This is a genomic window from Candidatus Phytoplasma meliae (genome assembly GCF_016876135.2).
The window spans coordinates 1-14,224 of record NZ_JACAOD020000004.1; the positions used below are offsets into that span (position 1 = coordinate 1).

The following is a 14,224-nucleotide window of genomic DNA, read 5'->3' on the forward strand; positions in this document are numbered from 1 at the left end:
TCGATTTGAGGCTTTTATTGTTTTATTTGATTTGGTTTTTCTTTTTTTTTTTATTTATTGAATGATGTAGTTACGTGTGTGTATTGTTGTATAAAAAAAAGACCCTTGAAAGGGTCTTGTGATTTTGATTGATGTTGAATTTATTTTTTTTCGGTTATTCGACGATATAAAATGTTTTTAAATATTTTTCAATTACTTCTTTTATTTTGTTCAATATTTCTTGATCATCTTTATTGCGATATTCGTATTCTTTTAGAAAACCTTCTAATTCTTTGGTTTTTTCTTTGGTTTTTGTTTCTTCTTTTATTTTTTCGATATTCTTTTGAGTATATTTTAATGATGCTTGTTGAATTTTTGATACTTTATATAACAATATTTCTTTTTTATTATATTGTTTTTCTGATATGCCTTCTTTACTTTTTTGATTAACTATATAATCTCTTTTGTCATTAAGTTCTTTTTGATTTATCTTTTCTTTTTTAATGATATAATCCGTTTTTATATGTGGTTTGTTCATGCATTTTCCATAGAAATTAAAATAGTACAAAAAAATTTGAATTTTAAAATTTTCTGAAATAATATAATAAAAACTCCAATATTTTTGTTCTTTAAAGTATAACATTTGTTCTATTTTTTCTTCTTCATGTAATTTGTGTAAATATGTATCAATTTTTTTTATATTTTCGTTAAAACCCTCATAATGTTTTTCTTTATTTATCACAATAATGGAAGCATATTGGTTTTCGGGATTTATATATTCAACAACTTGTATTAAAGCTTTTTTTAGGGTAATGGTGCTTTTATAAATTTTTACTTCTACAATATAAAGAAATCGATAGTTTTTATTAAATGCGATTGAAATATCTGGTTTCCCGTTGTGGGACATAGCTTCATTATTGATTGTATATTCTTTTTCATCGCCATTACGGTTTAAACGCATATTTAAAGCAATAGAAAAAATATTGCGAAAACCATTTTCTTGTAATTTTCTTAAATCTTTAATCCATTTATTTATAAAAAACGAACACTCTAAAATAATTTCATTAATTATTGAAATTTTTTCTTCATAATTAACCAAAACCTACTCCTCATAATAACATAATATATCAACAATATTATTTATATATTTAATATTTAAAATTATTTAATATTTTTAAACCCTTGGGCATATAATTCGCCGATCCAAGGTGGAAAAATTCAGGAACACGTTCATAACAACAATCTTTATCAATGGTGAAAAAATTTTCTTTATCGATGAAAGATTCAATTATACATTCATCTGTTATTGTTTTTTTCATTACATCATTTAAGTCATCATATTCTATCGCGGTGAATTCTAATTTTTGGGTCATTATTTCTTGGATATGTTTTGGATATCTAGTTTGAAAATATGCACGCTGTTGGCGGTTAATATCTATTAATTTTTTTGAAGAATTAAGTTTTACTATATTTTCAAAAACACTATCTATTAACGCTTTATTTTCTTTTGTCAATTTGTTACTATCACCTTTAAACGAAATGTTTCTCAAATAACCGCTATCATGGTTAGGGTAAAAATCAAGTAATGTGGGATATATTGTCCCATAACGAGAAGCAATTATTTTCTCTTTAATGAACAAAGGTCGTTTCTTTAATAAGGATTCAACATACACATAATAAACGATTAGCGATAAAATATAATTTGTAAAATAAAATGTATTATTTTTAGGATCTGTTTTTTGGTTTTTTTTGCCTGTAAAAAAACATGGATAATTAGTGGTTTTTTCAATAATATAATTAGCAACGTCATAAACATTAATTTCGTTATTTTGTTTCATTTTTTGATTCCCTTTCTTTTGTATAAGTTCATTATAACATAAGTTGATTTTTTTGGTTAGGTTTTTGATGAGTTTTTTTAGTTGTTGCATTTCGGTTCTCCATTAGTAGGTTATTGAGGTAGGGTTTATTTGGTGTTGTTGATGGTGTTAGTTTTGGTTGTTGTTTTTGTTATCGTTGTGGATTTTTTTTACTACCACATATAACCATAAAATTTGCATAACGACTGTTAAAGTGAAAATGGTAGTCATTAGAACAATTAAAATCATTGTTGTTATTTCCATTGGTTTGGTTCTCCTTTGGATTTTTTTCGATTTGAAAGTTTATAGTCATTCCACAAGACAAAGAGTTGGTTTGTTGGTTTTAATCGGTTTTGGTTTTGGTTAAAGAAAAAGAACCAATGGTTAAGTTGGTTCTTTGATGGAAGTGAAAGTTAGTTTTGTGTGTTTTGAGTGTTTTCATTGTTGTTGTCGGAATTGTTTTCGTTGGCTTTGGTTTCGTCGGCTTTTGGTTCGTCTACTTTGTTTTCGGCTTTTGGTTCGTCTACTTTGTTTTCGTCAGCTTTTGGTTTGTTGGCTTTTGGTTCATCGGCTTTGGTTTCGGCTTCGGTTTGGTCTTCGGGTTTCGAGACTCGTTGGTTGTCTACTGCTTGGGTATTTTGGGGCATTATTGGAGTTGTTGTTGGAATGTCGGTTTTACTATTCCAAACCCATAATCCCACTGCCAAAGCTACAATTACAGATATTGCACTTATTCCTATTATTATTTGTTTGTTTTTGTTCATTTTTTTACTTCCTTTTGAGGTTTTATTTGAAAGTTTAATGACATTCCATAAGTCAAAACGTTGGCAGAAAGCGGTTGATTGTGGCGGTGTCGTTTTAAAATTTTAAATCAGAGATTTATAGGGTTAGCGAAGCATCATCGAAGTATGATGAGACTGCGAGTTTTGGTGAGCCACCTTTTATAAAAGTCTTTTTCTGTGTTGATGTAGATAGTTGTTTTTTAGGTTGATGTCTGGTTACGAAACATCTTATCCATTTTGATAGTTTTTGTTTTTTTTAGAAAGAGAAAGGTTGTTTTGGCGTTGAACTTGATAACGTCATATTCGCGGAGGGGTTTAAAAACTTTTTTCGTTGTGGTTGTAGAAAAGGTTCTTGTTGTAGTTCGTAGATATTTAATTCATTAAAAAGGATTTTTTGTTTGTTTTTTCAAGATTGGATGGAATCGGATTAATGGTTCGGGTTTCTGTTTTGAGCGTAAAGGTTGGTTGTTGGGACGTTTTTTTGTTATCAAAAGTTAATTGTGTGTTTTTTATTATTCATCCCAAATCCATCTAAAAAACTTTGTAATTCGTTAGATTTTAGAACTTTAAGATTGTCTTGTGTTGCTGTTTTTTTTAATTCTTGCATTTTATATTCGTTATAATATTCACCATCACAAACAAACAAAACCATTATATTTTCGTTATATTCTTTGGTATCGGTTTTAGCTTCTTCGATAGATATTTTTACATCGTTTTTTTGATTATCTTGTGAACCACCTGATTCTTTGGTATATTTGTGAAAAACATAAAACATAACTTCAAAATCTTTGTATTTAAAAGAAAAATCGATTGACTTGCCTTTTGACGAAGTGTATTGATTTATTTCTTTTTTTTGAACTATTTTCTGTTTTTTTATAAAAACATCTTCAAGCTTGCACACTTTGGAAATGTTTTTTATATCATTTTTTAAAAAATCACCAAACACTTTTTCATAAAAATTTTGTTTCAACGGCTCTAAAATAAACCAAACTTTTAAAAAAATATTGTTTTTAATGGATGTTTCTACTTCTTCTTGGATAAAATTAAATTTTTCACAAAATTTTTTAATTTTTTGAATAGTTTTTTTATCTTTAATATCAAAGTTTTCTAAATTTTGTTTCAATTGCTCTTTGTATTTTGTTTTATAATCTATTTGTTTCATAATTAATATCTCCGTTTATGTTGTTGCAGTTGCCAATAAAGGCTTTTGTTAAAATATTTCTTGCTAAATGAAAATCTAATCGTCGTCGTCGTTGGTTGTTTTTGTTGTTTCCTTTGAATGGAGACAACAAAACATCTTTTGTTTTTGTTCTAAAAGTGTTTAAAATTTGATTTGCACTAGTAATTATTTTTTCAATTTCTAAATCGTCTAAATATTTAAATTCTTCGTTGTGAATTATAGTGATTGCACGAGATGAAGTTTTTATATTTGAAATATTATATTTTAATTCCTTTTTATGTATGAATTTAATTTTTTCTTTCGGATTTGTGGAATCTACTCCAACCAATGCAACAACTCCATTAACATCGTTGAATCGTATTTTTTTTAAAAATTCACTTTTTTCTTTAACGAAGGTTTTTATTTTTTTTAATTCTTGTAAAGAACCGATTTTGTCGTCGTTTTTATAAATAATTTGTTTTTCTAATTCGACACCATTAAAACAAACAACACAAATCGGAGTAGTGGTATCTTCAAAAGGATTCGATTCAATAACGATAATTTTGTTAATGTTGGTTTTGTCAAACTTCGAATTAATAAAAGTTTCTGGAACGATTGCAAATCCTGGTTGATTTGTGGATATCATCTTACTTAATGCCAATAAATAAAGATCGGTGAAATTGGTTGTTTCAAAATAATCTTTGTAAGTTTGTGTGTATTTTTTGCGACAACAACTATTTTTTGCTAAATAAGGAGGATTTGTTGTTATAAAATATTTGTGTTTTTTTTCGTATGGAATATCTTTTAAGGAATCGTTCATTTTGTGTTCAGTGAATTTTTTATCAATGTCGTAACCAACAAAATGTAAATTGGTAATTTTATTCTCAAAATAACATTTTAAAAAATTTAAAATATCTCCTTCGCCAGCAAAAGGATCTAAGACAAAATGATTTTCTTTTAAATTATCATGAATAAATTCTTTTAATGGTTTTGTAAACCAACTTTGTTTTCTGGTAAAAAATTGTCCGAATTGTTTCTTTTTGTTCAACCGAAGAACCTCCTTTCTCGTTGTTTTAGATTATTCTTTCTTGTTTGTTTTTAATTTTTGCGTTTTGGAGGCAAGATAGTCTCGTGAACCTTTGTTGTATCCATAAATGTAAAGACCGAACGAAATTAAAAGAAAATATTTGATGGTCGATAGTTTTTTGCCAGAATTTCCAGTTTTATAGCCACATCTAAATGTTATGATGTAGAATGGAATAATGGAAAATGCTAGTAAGAATGAAATTATTTGTAAAATTGGATGGTTGTCCATGTGGTTTGTTCTCCTTTTTTTTTGATTTTTATTTTTTGGTTTTATTTGTCGTCGTTGGTACAGGATATTTCTTTGGTGATGTTGCCATCTTGGTCATATTCGTAGATGAATTTGATTGTACCATCTTTGTTGTAGTATGTTTCTTTGGTGATGTTTTCGTTTCGGTCATATTCTTTGATATAATCTATTTCATCGGTATCTAAATTGTAGAATGTTGTTTTGATTAGGTTTCCTGTTTTAGGTTCAAATTTTTCGATGAAATGTAAATATTCACCATTGTAGTATGTGATTTTTATTACTTTTTGTTGTGAATCATATTCTTCAATGTAATCTATTATTTTTTCATCTTCAACATCTTCAAGAAAAACTGTCTTTTTGATTTTATTTCCTTTTTTAGGATGAAATTCTATGATGTTGTTTAATGTTCCATCTTCATTGAAATTTGTTTCTTTAATTATTTTTCCTGTTTGAGAATCAATTTCTTGATTACTTTTTATTGTTTTTGGATAATAAGTTGTTTTTATTTCATTGTTTTTCATTTTTTTGGTTTCCTTTGGTTTTATTTTTTGATTTTTTATTTTTTGGTTTTATTTTTGGTTTATTTGCATTCGTGATAAGCTTTAAAAGCTATGAAAATTATTAAGATAACAAAAATAACCGACGTTGCCAATCGGCAGTTTTCTTGTAGTCGGTTTTGTTGTTGTTTTGTTCCTTTCACTTCATTCCATGTTTCTTTGATTGATGCTTTTGCTTTGTTGGCAGCTTCTTTTATTTTTTTAATTATTGATTTCATTTTTTTTTAGTTTCCTTTGTTTTTTTTTTTTTTTGATAAATGGTTTTTGGCTGGTGATGGTGTTGGTGGTTCGTGGCATTTTTTGGAGTGTGTTGGCAGTTGTGGTTGATTGTTCATATATTGTGAAAGAGGTGGTTTTGGTTCGAAGGTGGTTTTAGATTTTGTAATTGGTGATGATGATTTCTTGTTTGTTGTTTTGGTTGGTTAATTGTGATGATGTAGATGTTTTTGTTGTTTTGAAATGGTAATTTTTAAATAATGTTCTTATTTCTTTGGTGTTGAAGTTGGTATATAGCCACTTTACTCCTCTTTGGTCGGCTTTTTGGAGTTCGTTGTATAAGTTTGTTTGTTCTTTGAAGTCGAATGTTTTTTGATAAAAGGCATGTGAGTGTGCTTCTTTGCCACTGTAATATGGTGGATCTATGAATAAAAAGTCGTCTTTTTGTGAAGTTTGTATTGTTTTTTGGTAATCATGACACAATAAAATGTGGTTGTTTTTTATAAAGTGTTTTTGTAAAGTGATTAAATCGTCTAAATTTAAAATGCCAGTTTTGAATTTTGGCTTATAGCTGAAATGTGTTTTTAATATTTGGTCTTTGGTGAATCTTAAAATACTTCGAAAAGCATATTTAGTTAAAATAAAGAAAAGCGATGATTTAGTTAGTTGAGTGTTGGTTGTGTTTGTAGTGTCGTTGAAATGTTTTAGTATTGTTTGAAAAGAAGCTTTTTGTTTAATTTGTGTTTGATGTTGGTATATGTCGTTTTCGTATGATATTGTTTTTTCATAAAATAATTTCGGATTATCTATGATGGATTTCCATATTGATATTAGATGGTGGTCGACATCGTTTAAGATGGCATTTTTTGGCATTAGTGCTAAATAGAGTGCACCACTTCCTAAAAATGGTTCATAATAAGTTTTGTAGTTTTTTGGAATTAGTGGCAAAAGCTGTGGTAGTAGTTTTTTCTTGCATCCAATCCAATTAATGAACTTTTTCATTTTTAACCTCTTTCATCCATAAATATGACAAAAAGACAACATCAGATATTAGACTTATTAAAGTATTAGCTTTGATTCCAAATTGGAAATCAAAAAACAAAGTCATAACATCGGTGACGATGAAACCGATGTAAGTTAAAGTTAAGAGAGCTAATATTAATTTTGGTTTTATTTTCATTTTTTTGGTTTCCTTTGGTTTTTTTGGTTGGTTTTGGTTGAAGAAAAAGAACCAATGGTTAAGTTGGTTCTTTGGTGGTTAAAAAGAATAATGTGATGGAACTGACTGTTGTTGGTTTTGATTGGTGCTTGTGTCATCTTTGGTTTTCGGATCTAAGAAAAGAACAGATTGGACATTGACAGAAGTGAAAATTTTATCTTGACCATCTTTGTTGTATTTTTGAATATTTAGTTTTCCAGTAATGTGCAAGAGAGAGCCTTTTCCTTTGTATTTGATTAAACTTTCTGCTTGTTTTCTCCAAATGACACATGGAATAAAAATTGGTTTGTGTTTTCCATTTTTGTCTTTGCCATCGTCAACAGCAAGAGAAAGACTGATTTTTGAAATTTGTTCATTATTGATGTTGATTTTTTCTAATTTTAAATCGTGAGTAATTCGTCCGATTAAATTGACATTGTTTAACATTTTTTTTTTGGTTTCCTTTGGTTTTATTTTTTTTGATTGGTTTTGGTTGAAGAAAAAGAACCAATGGTTAAGTTGGTTCTTTGATTTATGAATTTAATGTATCTTTTAATGTTTTTGAGACTTTGAAACGAATTACTTTTTTCTCTGGTATTTGGATTTTTTCACCACTTTGTGGATTTCTAGCAATTCTTGGAGCCGATATTTTTGGAATAAGCTTGCCGATTCGTGGTGATAATATAACTGGTTCGTGATTTGATAATTGGTTCCAGATAATGTTTTCTATGGCATTCCATGTATATTCGGCACCTTGTTTTGTGTATTCTAATTCTGTTGCAATTTGGTTGATTAATTCTTTTTTTGTCATTTTTTTGGTTTCCTTTTGTGTTTTTTTATTTTATTTGGAATTTTTATATAAAAATAAGTAGTTTTAAAACATGCTTAGGTTTTTGGTTTGGTGAAACAGTTTAACGGCATGTTTAGGTCGGATTGGTTGGTTTTGGTTTTATAAAAAATTACGATATAATGTTTTTGGTGATATTTGAAAAAGTATCATCCAAAAAATAAATTGCGGATATCATCACCCGCATGGTGCCAAAAACTTTGGTTTTGGTGACGTGTTGGTGGTTTTTGGTTGTATTCGTATTTTAGTCGAAATCTGTAAGGGGTTTCGACTTTTTTTTGTTTAGAGGCAACGGTTAGGTTGCCTCTTTGTTTTTGACCAAAAAAAACCCGCGGATATTGTCATCTGCATGACGCTCAGATGATGATTGGTTTTGATTTGGTCGGCAGACCCAACTTTTTAGTTCAATTCATCGAAAACCGTTATTTCCTGCGTGACGTAACGGTTATTGATGAAAAACAGTTTAACGACATGTTCAGGTCGAATTGTTGGTTTTGGTTTTATAAAAAATTATGATATAATGTTTTTAATGGATTGTAGTTCGTAAGAATGACTTCCATTAAAAAACGACATATCCTGCGTGACAAAACAACTTTGGTTGGTTGAGTTATGTGGTGATGTGTATGTTTTGGTTTAAGCCGAAATCTTGAAAAAGATTTTGGCTTTTATTTTGTTTTTGAGGCAACGGTTAGGTTGCCTCTTTGTTTTTGACCAAAAAAAACCCGCGGATATTGTCATCTGCATGGTGCTCAGATGATGGTTAGTTTCGGTTTGGTCGGCAGACCCAACTTTTTAGTTCAATTCATCGAAAACCGTTATTTCCTGCGCGACGTAACGGTTATTGATGAAAACAGTTTAACGACATGTTTAGGTCGGATTGGTTGGTTAATTAATCTTTCCAGTCATGACGATATTTCCATTCTTTAAGAATGTTGTTATATTCGTCGATTTCGAGTTTTTCGATAGATTGGAACGATCTCGTTCGATATCGTCTTTTTTTGAAATTTTATAACCATAAAGTCGTTTTGATGGATATTTCATTTTGAGATTTTTTATTCGTTGTCGGATTCATCGTCGTCGATGTTGTCTGGATTGTTTTCATATTCTTCGATGGCATCTTCGATTTCGAATGTTTCAATTTTATTCAAAACTTCATAAACGGTTGCCAAAGCATCTTGCAATTTGTCTAATTGTTCTCGTTGCCATGTTGACATGTATTCATATCCATAATTTTCATAACCTAAAAAATCGTGCAATTTGTCAGCATGACTGTACAATGTGTTTTCTTCTTCTAATGTTAGATAATTAATTGTACTAAGAGAATCTTGAAGCTCTTCAATTTGTTCTACTGATAGTTTTGCTTTTTTTGTTTTTGTTTCGTTGTTTTTCATATTTTTGGTTCCTTTTTTCGTTTTTTTGATTTTATTTGTCGTCGTCGGATTCGTCGTGTTTTTCTAATGCATCTTTGATATCAAAATCTTCGATTTCTCGTAAAAGTTCGTAAATGTCTGATAACTTGTTTTGTAGTTCATCTAAATGTTCTTGTTGGTATTCTGTCATATTTGAATAACCATAACATTCTTGTGATAAATAATCGTACAAATGGCTAACATGATTGTAAAAGGTATCTTCTTTTTGTGTTGTTAAATAATCAATAGTAGAAAAATCATCATTGAGTTCTTCAATTTCGTTTTCTGTTAGTTTTTGTTTCGTTGTTTTTGTTTCGTTGTTTTTCATTTTTTTGGTTTCCTTTGTTTTTTGTTTATTTGAAAGTTTATAGTCGTTTCATAAGACTAGCTTTGGTTGTGTTTGTTTATTGAATTGTGTTTTTTTTATTTTTGTTGGTTTGTTATATTGGTTAAATTATCTATTTTTTTATCAATTTCATTGGTTAAATTATCTATTTTTTTATCAATTTCATTGGTTAAATTATCTATTTTTTTATCAATTTTATCAAAATTTTCTTGAGTTTCTTTTTTAAATGCAACTAATGTTTTGTCAACTTGGTTTGTATTATCTTTTAATTGTTCGGTTTTTGTATTGATATGTTCTTTTAAATTGTTATGATTGGTAAAATAAAAAATTCCAATAAGTAGAATAATAAGTCCAATTAAATAAAAAAATACTTTAAATTGGTTTTTTGATTTCAACATTAGTTTAATCTCCTTTTTTTGGTAAATGGTTTTTATTTTGGTTTTTGGATTTAGAAGTTTATTGTCATTCTATAAGACATTTTGGTTGTGTTTGTTTTTTTTTTTTTTGATAAATGGTTTTTGGCTGGTGATGGTGTTGGTGGTTTTGGCTGTTTTTGGAGTGTGTTGGTGTTTGTGGTTGATTGTTTTATATGGTGTGAAGTTTTGATGTTGGTTGAAGAGAAAGAACCAATGGTTAAGTTGGTTCTTTGGTGGAAGTGAAAGTTAGTTTGTTTTTAGTGGTTTGTTGTTATTTGAATTGTAGAATTCGTATTGTTGCAATGCATGCTCACAAAACTTTTTGGCAGTTTCAATTTGAGATTTGGTGAAATTGGTACTCTTTATTGATTCGTCACGAGTTTTAAAATTGGCTTTGTAGATTTCGCCTAATTGGTTTTTTTGAATGTCGTAAGTATATTTAACGCTTGTTGTTGCTGTTTTGTCTCGGACTTCAATTGTAATGATGTTTGGTAAAAAATAAACTGTTTTTCTTGTTACTTCGTTGTTTTTTGGATTGTATTCTCTGATGAAAAAGACTTTGTCATCATGGAGATTGTAATAGATTTCTTTGGTTTTTTGATTTTTTTGGTTATATTCGATTTTCGGTTCGTTTGTCATTTTTGGTTCTCCTTTGGATTTTTTTGGTTTATTTGTAGTCGATGACGGAAAAGATTGTACCATCGTCGTTGTATTCGGTTTCTTTGGTGATGTTTTCGTTGTTGTCGTAATTGGTGATTGAAGTGATTGTACCATCTTTGTTGTAATCGGTTTCTTTGATTAATTGGTTGTTTTTGTTGTATTCGTATTCGGTGATTGAAGTGATTGAGTTTTTGTTGTAGTAAGTTTGTTTGATTGATTTTTCTGTTTTCGGATTGTATTCGATTACAGAAAAAATGTCGTCATTTGGCGGATATTTTGATTCTTGGATTATTTGGTTTCCTTTGATGTATTCGAAAATAGAATATACTCGATTTTCATCGAAACGATATCGTGTTTCTTTGATTAATTGTTTTTTTGTGGTTTGGTTATTTTTTCTTTTTTTGATTTTAGAAACTTTGCCATCGGAATCGTATTTGATAGTTAAAAAAATAGAATCGTCATTGTAATATGTTTTTTTGATTGGTTTGTTGGTTTTTGGATTGTATTCGATTACAAAATCGATTTTGTCGTTTGGTGAACGTTTATTTCGTTTTTGTATTTCACCATTTTTTTCGTATTCGTAGATGATGTATTTTTGTTTGTTATCAGACAAATAACATGTTTCTTTAATTAAGTTGTAAAATATTGTATCTGTTTCGTTGTTTTTCATTTTTATCCTCCTTTGGTTTTTGGTTAATTAATTGAATCGTGAATGTCATAACCAACAATTTTCGATAATTGATTTGTTAATTGGTTGTATTCATTGATAGAACGAATGGTTCCATCTTTGTTGTAATGTGTTCTTTTGGTTTGAATATAAGTTTGAAGATCGAATTCATCGATGTAATCGATTGAACCATCGTTGTAGTAAAATGTTCTTTTGGTTACTCTGCCAGTTAATTGATTATAAAAAGAAGTGTTGTTAATGTTTCCATTTTTGTCATATTTGTTGATAGAGGCAATTGCACCATTTTTGTTTGAGTATGTTGTTTTTGTTAGTTTGTTGGTTGTTGGATTGTATTGTTTTTTGATTTGTTTTAACATATTTGATTTCCTTTTTTTTATATATAAGAAAAGACCAACGATTAAGTTGGTCTTGGTTTGTTATTTTTGATTTTTTTTATATTTTTTTTCGAACAGTTCTTTGCCATCAGAGTCGTAATATGTTTCTTTAATTGGTTTTTCTGTTTTCGGATTGTATTCGATCATGCAATGGATTTTGTCGTTTGGTGGATATTTTGATTCTTTGATTATTTCACCATTTTTTAGTTTATATTCAAAGACAGAATAACATTTATCATCATCAAAATCGAAACGATATCGTGTTTCTTTGATTAATTGTTTGTCTGTTTGTTTTGGTTTTATTTCATATTTTTTTGGCAAAAGTGGATGTCCATCGAATTTTTCTTTTAATTTTTTGATGATGTTGGATTTGTGATTTTCGACTGTTTTTTTGGATATTTTTAATTTTTCTGCAATTTGTTGGTTTTTTAATGTCGGAACCATGTATTCGTACGAAAATTCTCGTTTATCGTTTTCGTTGTTTAAGTTAAAACCAAATGCTAACATGGCAACTTCTTTTTCTTTTGGTGTTAGAATTTCGTTGATTAATTCGATTATTTGTTCATGTTTAGTTTGATTGTTGTAATGTTGTTCTGGTGTTTTAAATGGATTCACTCGTTCTACCATAAGAGTTTCGGTTATTGGTTCCATTAATTCTTCGTTTTCGGTTTCTTTCGATTCTTGGTTGAAATTTTCCATTCTTGGTAATGCTTTGATGTCGAATTTCTTGTCATCTTTAATACCAATGTCGAGTTTTTGTTTATTTTTTAAACGATTTTCAACATGATAATCCATAAAAATTGAAAAAGGAAGTTTATTTGGTAGTTGTTCGTCATATTTATTAAGTGCTTCGGTTGCAAAAAGATAACAATCTTGTAGTTTATCTTGGTAAGTGACGAATCGTGGTTGATATCTAAAACTTTTTAGAATTTCTTTGTAAATTGGTTCATATGAAAAAATGATGGCATCTTTTAAAAATTGATTGTCTCTATCGTTGAAATAGATTTTGAGTGCTCTTTGTTGTAGTTTTTGAAGTTTTTGAAAATCGTAGTTTTCTTGACTTTTTTTCATTTCTTTGGATAATTCGAGGATTTCGTTTTTTTCGAAATGTTGAATTAATTCAGTTTCTTGTTCTTGTAATGTTGAAAGTTCTTTTTTGTCGTTGGCAGTTAAGAATGGTTTTTTTAACAAAGAAATTATTAATTGGTAAATTTGATTAATTTTGGTTAATATTGTATTCATTGGTTACTCCTTTTTTTGGTTTTGATAATAAAAAAACCATCAAAAAATGATGGTTTCGTTAAATATTTAGTTGGAGTCCAATGTTTTGGTCTAAGTGAGCATTAATTATGTCATTGATTTAGTTTATCGCCTTCATTTAGAAAAACAAGCAGAAATTATCGTCATTGACCACCTTCAAATAACTAAAACCNCAAATCACNTAGAAAANGANCGTTTAGCCATTGATGAAATTATGACTAAACTCAAACAATTAGCNATTGAATTAAACATCGTTATTATCATNTTATCTCAATTTTCAAGAGATACNTANACTAANTACNAANGNAAANCACCAGAAATAACCGCTTTAAANGGAAGTGGNGGCATTGAAACTAANTCNGATATCGTCTTAATGATGNCNGAATTNCAACCTAAACTATCCAAAGACAAAGAAAANNCNATAAATATCTATAATTCGAACTTAAATCAACTNCATTTAGAAGCTAATGACNATGAAAATCAAAAAATAATNGAANTATGTATNAAAAAAAANNGNAGNGGNACNAAAAAAACCTTACTTTATCATTTCGAAATGACNACNCAAACTTTCCAAGAANTAGGTTNTGTTTTNCCTTATCAAATAGAAACTTATTATTAATCAAAAAAAANTAGGAGTAAAGTAAATGAATTTTCAAGAAAAAATAAAACACATTCAAANNAATTTCCCTATGTCAGTTTTATTAAAAAAATTAAATNTNNTNCCATCNAATTTCAANNTNAAATACCGTTTCCCCTGTCCCATCCANCAAGGNCAAAATCCTACTTGTTGTCATTTAACTTCAGATAATAAAATNCATTGTTGGAAATGTTGTAAAGATTTNGATATTATTGATGTTTATANGGANATAAGAGGCATTAAAACTTTNAATAANGCCCTTGAAAGAATTAATAACTTTATGNAAACNCAAGAATTTAAAACANTAATNGAGCAACAAAANGCNANTCCTNANTCNCCAACCAACCCCTTCAAATATCAATATCACNCTAAAAATATCCNCAACCCNATNAATGAAAAAGAAATNAANGTTAAAAAAANNCAATTATTTAAAGAAATATCACCTTTATTNAATCAAATNNGNGATTATTATCATTATTTATTAATTTCTAACCGCAACAANGAANC

Annotated in this window: 19 protein-coding genes and 1 pseudogene; 1 reads left to right on the top strand and 19 read right to left on the bottom strand. The window is 28.4% G+C overall.

The features are described from left to right. Nucleotides 1-154: 154 nt before the first annotated feature. The 19 genes from CHTY_RS01105 to CHTY_RS01190 form a co-directional block, all read right to left on the bottom strand. Nucleotides 155-1,078, bottom strand: a complete 924-nt coding sequence (locus CHTY_RS01105; protein WP_203552092.1) for a hypothetical protein — start codon at nucleotides 1,076-1,078, stop codon at nucleotides 155-157. Between the two features lie 49 nt (nucleotides 1,079-1,127). Beyond that, nucleotides 1,128-1,817 carry a Panacea domain-containing protein gene (locus tag CHTY_RS01110; protein WP_203552093.1) on the bottom strand — a complete coding sequence of 230 codons (690 nt, stop codon included), beginning with the start codon at nucleotides 1,815-1,817 and terminating at the stop codon, nucleotides 1,128-1,130. Between the two features lie 147 nt (nucleotides 1,818-1,964). Then, nucleotides 1,965-2,099 carry a hypothetical protein gene (locus CHTY_RS03575; RefSeq protein WP_281411820.1) on the bottom strand — a complete coding sequence of 45 codons (135 nt, stop codon included), beginning with the start codon at nucleotides 2,097-2,099 and terminating at the stop codon, nucleotides 1,965-1,967. A 149-nt stretch (nucleotides 2,100-2,248) separates the two neighbouring features. Next, nucleotides 2,249-2,599, bottom strand: coding sequence for a hypothetical protein (locus CHTY_RS01115; protein WP_203552094.1), 351 nt, complete (start codon nucleotides 2,597-2,599; stop codon nucleotides 2,249-2,251). Between the two features lie 505 nt (nucleotides 2,600-3,104). Continuing rightward, nucleotides 3,105-3,779 (bottom strand): hypothetical protein, encoded by a 675-nt coding sequence (locus tag CHTY_RS01120; RefSeq protein ID WP_203552095.1) that lies wholly within the window; start codon nucleotides 3,777-3,779, stop codon nucleotides 3,105-3,107. Beyond that, nucleotides 3,760-4,824: a TRM11 family methyltransferase gene (locus CHTY_RS01125; protein WP_203552096.1), complete on the bottom strand. Its 1,065-nt coding sequence runs from the start codon at nucleotides 4,822-4,824 to the stop codon at nucleotides 3,760-3,762. The genes CHTY_RS01120 and CHTY_RS01125 overlap by 20 nt, the downstream gene beginning before the upstream one ends. 308 nt (nucleotides 4,825-5,132) lie before the next feature. Beyond that, nucleotides 5,133-5,630 (bottom strand): DUF2963 domain-containing protein, encoded by a 498-nt coding sequence (locus CHTY_RS01130; RefSeq protein ID WP_203552097.1) that lies wholly within the window; start codon nucleotides 5,628-5,630, stop codon nucleotides 5,133-5,135. Nucleotides 5,631-5,689: 59 nt separating this feature from the next. Further along, complete coding sequence (locus tag CHTY_RS01135; RefSeq protein WP_203552098.1) at nucleotides 5,690-5,884, bottom strand: hypothetical protein; 195 nt, start codon at nucleotides 5,882-5,884, stop codon at nucleotides 5,690-5,692. Nucleotides 5,885-6,038: 154 nt separating this feature from the next. Further along, nucleotides 6,039-6,884: a Dam family site-specific DNA-(adenine-N6)-methyltransferase gene (locus CHTY_RS01140; protein WP_203552099.1), complete on the bottom strand. Its 846-nt coding sequence runs from the start codon at nucleotides 6,882-6,884 to the stop codon at nucleotides 6,039-6,041. After that, complete coding sequence (locus tag CHTY_RS01145; protein ID WP_203552100.1) at nucleotides 6,868-7,062, bottom strand: hypothetical protein; 195 nt, start codon at nucleotides 7,060-7,062, stop codon at nucleotides 6,868-6,870. The genes CHTY_RS01140 and CHTY_RS01145 overlap by 17 nt, the downstream gene beginning before the upstream one ends. A gap of 78 nt (nucleotides 7,063-7,140) precedes the next feature. Further along, entirely contained in the window at nucleotides 7,141-7,527 is a 387-nt protein-coding gene (locus CHTY_RS01150) for a single-stranded DNA-binding protein (RefSeq protein ID WP_203552101.1), read from the bottom strand. Nucleotides 7,528-7,612: 85 nt separating this feature from the next. Then, entirely contained in the window at nucleotides 7,613-7,891 is a 279-nt protein-coding gene (locus tag CHTY_RS01155) for an HU family DNA-binding protein (protein WP_203552102.1), read from the bottom strand. Nucleotides 7,892-8,979: 1,088 nt separating this feature from the next. After that, nucleotides 8,980-9,318 (bottom strand): hypothetical protein, encoded by a 339-nt coding sequence (locus CHTY_RS01160; RefSeq protein WP_203552103.1) that lies wholly within the window; start codon nucleotides 9,316-9,318, stop codon nucleotides 8,980-8,982. A 31-nt stretch (nucleotides 9,319-9,349) separates the two neighbouring features. Continuing rightward, complete coding sequence (locus CHTY_RS01165; protein ID WP_203552104.1) at nucleotides 9,350-9,664, bottom strand: SH3 domain-containing protein; 315 nt, start codon at nucleotides 9,662-9,664, stop codon at nucleotides 9,350-9,352. Between the two features lie 95 nt (nucleotides 9,665-9,759). Beyond that, nucleotides 9,760-10,080, bottom strand: coding sequence for a hypothetical protein (locus CHTY_RS01170; protein WP_203552105.1), 321 nt, complete (start codon nucleotides 10,078-10,080; stop codon nucleotides 9,760-9,762). Nucleotides 10,081-10,344: 264 nt separating this feature from the next. After that, the gene (locus tag CHTY_RS01175) at nucleotides 10,345-10,737 is read right to left on the bottom strand and encodes a DUF2963 domain-containing protein (RefSeq protein WP_203552106.1); all 393 of its coding nucleotides are present in this window, start codon (nucleotides 10,735-10,737) and stop codon (nucleotides 10,345-10,347) included. A gap of 28 nt (nucleotides 10,738-10,765) precedes the next feature. Continuing rightward, nucleotides 10,766-11,428 (bottom strand): DUF2963 domain-containing protein, encoded by a 663-nt coding sequence (locus CHTY_RS01180; RefSeq protein WP_203552107.1) that lies wholly within the window; start codon nucleotides 11,426-11,428, stop codon nucleotides 10,766-10,768. 23 nt (nucleotides 11,429-11,451) lie between these two features. Next, nucleotides 11,452-11,802: a DUF2963 domain-containing protein gene (locus CHTY_RS01185; protein WP_203552108.1), complete on the bottom strand. Its 351-nt coding sequence runs from the start codon at nucleotides 11,800-11,802 to the stop codon at nucleotides 11,452-11,454. Nucleotides 11,803-11,862: 60 nt separating this feature from the next. Continuing rightward, the gene (locus CHTY_RS01190) at nucleotides 11,863-13,062 is read right to left on the bottom strand and encodes a response regulator transcription factor (RefSeq protein WP_203552109.1); all 1,200 of its coding nucleotides are present in this window, start codon (nucleotides 13,060-13,062) and stop codon (nucleotides 11,863-11,865) included. Between the two features lie 97 nt (nucleotides 13,063-13,159). On the opposite strand from CHTY_RS01190, the pseudogene CHTY_RS01195 reads away from it, so the two are divergent. After that, nucleotides 13,160-13,699: pseudogene (locus tag CHTY_RS01195) on the top strand (DnaB-like helicase C-terminal domain-containing protein); the annotation flags it as partial. Between the last annotated feature and the right edge of the window lie 525 nt (nucleotides 13,700-14,224).

Coding starts and splice junctions, on each gene's coding strand:
- CHTY_RS03575 (WP_281411820.1), bottom strand. CDS start 2,099: ATGGAAATAACAACAATGATTTTAATTGTTCTAATGACTACCATTTTC.
- CHTY_RS01180 (WP_203552107.1), bottom strand. CDS start 11,428: ATGAAAAACAACGAAACAGATACAATATTTTACAACTTAATTAAAGAA.
- CHTY_RS01130 (WP_203552097.1), bottom strand. CDS start 5,630: ATGAAAAACAATGAAATAAAAACAACTTATTATCCAAAAACAATAAAA.
- CHTY_RS01165 (WP_203552104.1), bottom strand. CDS start 9,664: ATGAAAAACAACGAAACAAAAACAACGAAACAAAAACTAACAGAAAAC.
- CHTY_RS01160 (WP_203552103.1), bottom strand. CDS start 9,318: ATGAAAAACAACGAAACAAAAACAAAAAAAGCAAAACTATCAGTAGAA.
- CHTY_RS01170 (WP_203552105.1), bottom strand. CDS start 10,080: ATGTTGAAATCAAAAAACCAATTTAAAGTATTTTTTTATTTAATTGGA.
- CHTY_RS01115 (WP_203552094.1), bottom strand. CDS start 2,599: ATGAACAAAAACAAACAAATAATAATAGGAATAAGTGCAATATCTGTA.
- CHTY_RS01185 (WP_203552108.1), bottom strand. CDS start 11,802: ATGTTAAAACAAATCAAAAAACAATACAATCCAACAACCAACAAACTA.
- CHTY_RS01120 (WP_203552095.1), bottom strand. CDS start 3,779: ATGAAACAAATAGATTATAAAACAAAATACAAAGAGCAATTGAAACAA.
- CHTY_RS01140 (WP_203552099.1), bottom strand. CDS start 6,884: ATGAAAAAGTTCATTAATTGGATTGGATGCAAGAAAAAACTACTACCA.
- CHTY_RS01145 (WP_203552100.1), bottom strand. CDS start 7,062: ATGAAAATAAAACCAAAATTAATATTAGCTCTCTTAACTTTAACTTAC.
- CHTY_RS01135 (WP_203552098.1), bottom strand. CDS start 5,884: ATGAAATCAATAATTAAAAAAATAAAAGAAGCTGCCAACAAAGCAAAA.
- CHTY_RS01150 (WP_203552101.1), bottom strand. CDS start 7,527: ATGTTAAACAATGTCAATTTAATCGGACGAATTACTCACGATTTAAAA.
- CHTY_RS01190 (WP_203552109.1), bottom strand. CDS start 13,062: ATGAATACAATATTAACCAAAATTAATCAAATTTACCAATTAATAATT.
- CHTY_RS01175 (WP_203552106.1), bottom strand. CDS start 10,737: ATGACAAACGAACCGAAAATCGAATATAACCAAAAAAATCAAAAAACC.
- CHTY_RS01155 (WP_203552102.1), bottom strand. CDS start 7,891: ATGACAAAAAAAGAATTAATCAACCAAATTGCAACAGAATTAGAATAC.
- CHTY_RS01110 (WP_203552093.1), bottom strand. CDS start 1,817: ATGAAACAAAATAACGAAATTAATGTTTATGACGTTGCTAATTATATT.